This window comes from Rhodothermales bacterium (assembly GCA_013002345.1).
In the GTDB taxonomy this organism is placed as follows: Bacteria; Bacteroidota; Rhodothermia; order Rhodothermales; family JABDKH01; genus JABDKH01.
In genome coordinates this window covers 1-3,474 of the sequence record JABDKH010000367.1, presented here as the reverse complement: position 1 = coordinate 3,474, position 3,474 = coordinate 1, and the positions used below count along the sequence as shown (strand labels likewise).

At 60.1% G+C, this 3,474-nt stretch carries 2 protein-coding genes; both read left to right on the top strand.

Annotation, left to right across the window (positions count from 1 at the left end):
• Window positions 1-22 precede the first annotated feature (22 nt).
• Window positions 23-2,131, top strand: coding sequence for an elongation factor G (fusA, locus tag HKN37_17355; protein ID NNE48422.1), 2,109 nt, complete (start codon window positions 23-25; stop codon window positions 2,129-2,131).
• 55 nt (window positions 2,132-2,186) lie between these two features.
• Window positions 2,187-3,410: an elongation factor Tu gene (gene tuf, locus HKN37_17350; GenBank protein ID NNE48421.1), complete on the top strand. Its 1,224-nt coding sequence runs from the start codon at window positions 2,187-2,189 to the stop codon at window positions 3,408-3,410.
• Window positions 3,411-3,474: the final 64 nt, after the last annotated feature.

The window sequence follows — 3,474 nt, the reverse complement described above, 5'->3', positions numbered from 1 at the left end:
CTCTTATTACAGGGAAACTACCGTGGCTCGTAAAACTCCCATCAACCGATATCGGAATATCGGTATCTGTGCCCACGTGGATGCGGGCAAGACCACCACCACCGAGCGGGTGCTGTTCTACACCGGGATCTCCCACAAGATCGGTGAAGTGCACGACGGCGCTGCCACCATGGACTGGATGGAGCAGGAGCAGGAACGCGGTATTACCATCACCTCCGCGGCGACTACCTGTTTTTGGCGCGGCATGGATGCGCAGTTCGACGAGCACCGCATCAACATCATCGACACGCCAGGACACGTGGATTTCACCATCGAGGTGGAGCGCTCCCTGCGTGTGCTGGACGGCGCGGTAGTTGTTCTGTGCGGCTCCTCCGGCGTGCAGCCGCAAACTGAGACGGTCTGGCGCCAGGCCAACAAGTACGAAGTGCCCCGTATGGTGTTCGTCAACAAGATGGACCGTGCCGGCGCCGACTTCATGAGTGTTGTCGCCCAGCTCAAGGAGCGCCTGGGTGCCAACGCTGTGCCCCTGCAGATGACCATCGGCGCCGAGGAAGGCTTCAAGGGCGTTGTCGACCTCGTCGAGAACAAGGCGATCCTCTGGAACGAAGAGGACATGGGCACGACCTTCGAGTACGGCCCTGTGCCGGAGGATCTGCAGGCGCAGGTCGATGAAATGCGCGAGTACATGATCGAAGCGGCGGCGGAAGGCAACGACGAGCTCATGGACAAGTACCTCGAAGGTGGCGAGCTGACCAAGGAAGAGATCAAGCTGGGCATTCGCCTGCGTACCCTGGCCAACGAGATCGTGCCTGTTCTGGGCGGCTCCGCGTTCAAGAACAAGGGTGTACAGGCTGTGCTGGACGCGGTCATCGATTACATGCCGTCGCCCACGGAAGTGAAGGCGATCGAAGGCACTCTGCTGGATAAAGACCAGACTCCCGACACCCGCGAGGCGGATGACGACGCCCCGTTTGCGGCACTGGCATTTAAAATCGCCACTGACCCGTTCGTGGGTACGCTGACCTTCTTCCGCGTTTACTCCGGCAAGCTCGAAAGCGGCACCGGCGTCTACAACTCCGTGAAGGAGAAGAAGGAACGTGTTGGTCGTATGGTGCAGATGCACTCCAACAGCCGTGAAGAGATCAAGGAAGTGCTCGCCGGTGATATCGCTGCAGCCGTGGGTCTCAAAGATGTGACCACGGGTGACACGCTGTGCGACCAGGACAAGCCGATTGTGCTCGAGCGCATGGAGTTTCCTGAGCCCGTGATCTCCGTAGCGGTCGAGCCGAAGTCCAAGGCGGACCAGGAAAAGATGGGTATTGCGCTGGGCAAGCTGGCCCAGGAAGACCCGTCGTTCCGCGTTAAGACTGACGAGGAAACCGGCCAGACCATCATCTCCGGTATGGGCGAACTGCACCTCGATATTCTTGTGGATCGCATGAAGCGCGAGTTCAGCGTTGAGGCCAACATCGGTAAGCCGCAGGTTGCCTATCGCGAAGCTATACGCAACACCTCTGAAATCGAAGGCAAGTTTGTGCGCCAGTCTGGTGGCCGCGGTCAGTACGGCCACGTCTGGGTCAGGTTTGAGCCCGCCGAAGACGAGAGTGCCGAAGGTCTGGAGTTCGTCAACGAAATCGTTGGCGGCGTGGTGCCGCGTGAGTACATTCCCGCGGTACAGAAGGGTATAGAAGAGCAGATGCAGAACGGCGTTCTCGCCGGCTACCCGCTGCTCGGCCTGAAAGCGACCCTGTACGACGGATCCTTCCACGATGTGGATTCCAACGAGATGGCGTTCAAGATCGCTGCGAGCATGGCGACCAAGAAACTTTCTGCCGAGGGCGGCGCCGTATTGCTCGAGCCCATCATGGCCGTTGAAGTCGTGACTCCGGAAGAGAACATGGGTGACGTGGTCGGTGACCTTAACCGTCGGCGCGGTCTCATCGGCGGTATGGACGAGAACCCGTCCGGCAAGGTTGTAACTGCTGACGTACCGCTGGCCGAGATGTTTGGCTACGCGACAGACCTGCGTTCCGCGACCCAGGGTCGTGCAACGTATACGATGGAGTTCAACAAGTATGCGGAAGCGCCGAACAACATCGCTGAAGAAATTATTTCCAAGAACCAGACTTAATGAGTGACACGGTGGGGGGCAATAGTCCGCCGCCAACATAACGAGGATCAAAACAGTGTCAAAAGAAACTTTTGAGCGTACAAAACCCCACGTAAATGTGGGCACCATCGGCCACGTTGACCACGGCAAGACGACGCTGACAGCGGCACTGACGCGTGTCTGCGCGGAAGTCTGGGGCGGCGAAGCGGTGGCCTTTGACGGCATCGACAACGCACCGGAAGAGAAAGAGCGCGGTATCACCATCGCCACCTCGCACGTGGAATACGACTCCCCGGAGCGCCACTACGCACACGTCGACTGCCCCGGGCACGCCGACTACGTGAAGAACATGATCACCGGTGCGGCGCAGATGGACGGCGCTATCCTGGTCTGCGGCGCCACCGACGGCCCGATGCCCCAGACCCGCGAGCACATCCTGCTGTCGCGCCAGGTTGGCGTTCCCTACATCATCGTGTTCATGAACAAGGCTGACCTGCTGGCGGAAGACTGCGGCGGTGCGGACTCGGAAGAATACGAAGAGATGAAAGAGCTGGTCGAGATGGAGCTGCGCGAGCTGCTGGACCAGTACGAGTTCCCGGGCGACGACACCCCGATCATCTGTGGCTCTGCGCTGATGGCGCTGGAAGGCAAGGACGACAACGGCCTGGGCACCACCGCGGTGAAGACGCTGGTAGAGACCCTGGACAGCTATATCCCCGAGCCGGAGCGTGCGATCGACCAGCCGTTCCTGATGCCGGTGGAAGACGTGTTCTCCATCTCCGGTCGCGGCACCGTGGTCACGGGCCGTGTCGAGCGTGGCATTGTGAAGGTGGGTGACGAGATCGAGATCGTGGGCATCAAGGACACCCAGACCACCACCTGTACGGGTGTTGAGATGTTCCGCAAGCTGCTGGACGAAGGCCGCGCGGGCGAGAACGTGGGCGTACTGCTGCGTGGCACCAAGCGTGATGAGGTGGAGCGTGGCCAGGTACTGGCGGTACCGGGTTCTGTTAACCCGCACACCAAGTTTGAGTGTGAAGTGTACGTGCTGTCCAAGGAAGAGGGCGGTCGTCACACGCCGTTCTTCAAGGGTTACCGTCCGCAGTTTTACTTCCGCACCACGGACGTTACCGGCGCGTGTGAGCTGCCTGATGGCGTTGAGATGGTGATGCCGGGCGACAACGTGCAGATGGTGGCGACGTTGATTGCACCGATTGCGATGGAAGAGGGTCTGCGTTTCGCGATCCGTGAAGGTGGTCGTACGGTTGGCGCGGGTGTTGTCGCCAAGATCATCGAGTAACAGAGACATCGTCGTCCCCGCGAAGGCGGTGGTCCGCCATCGCGGGACCCAGCGGCCTTAAGAC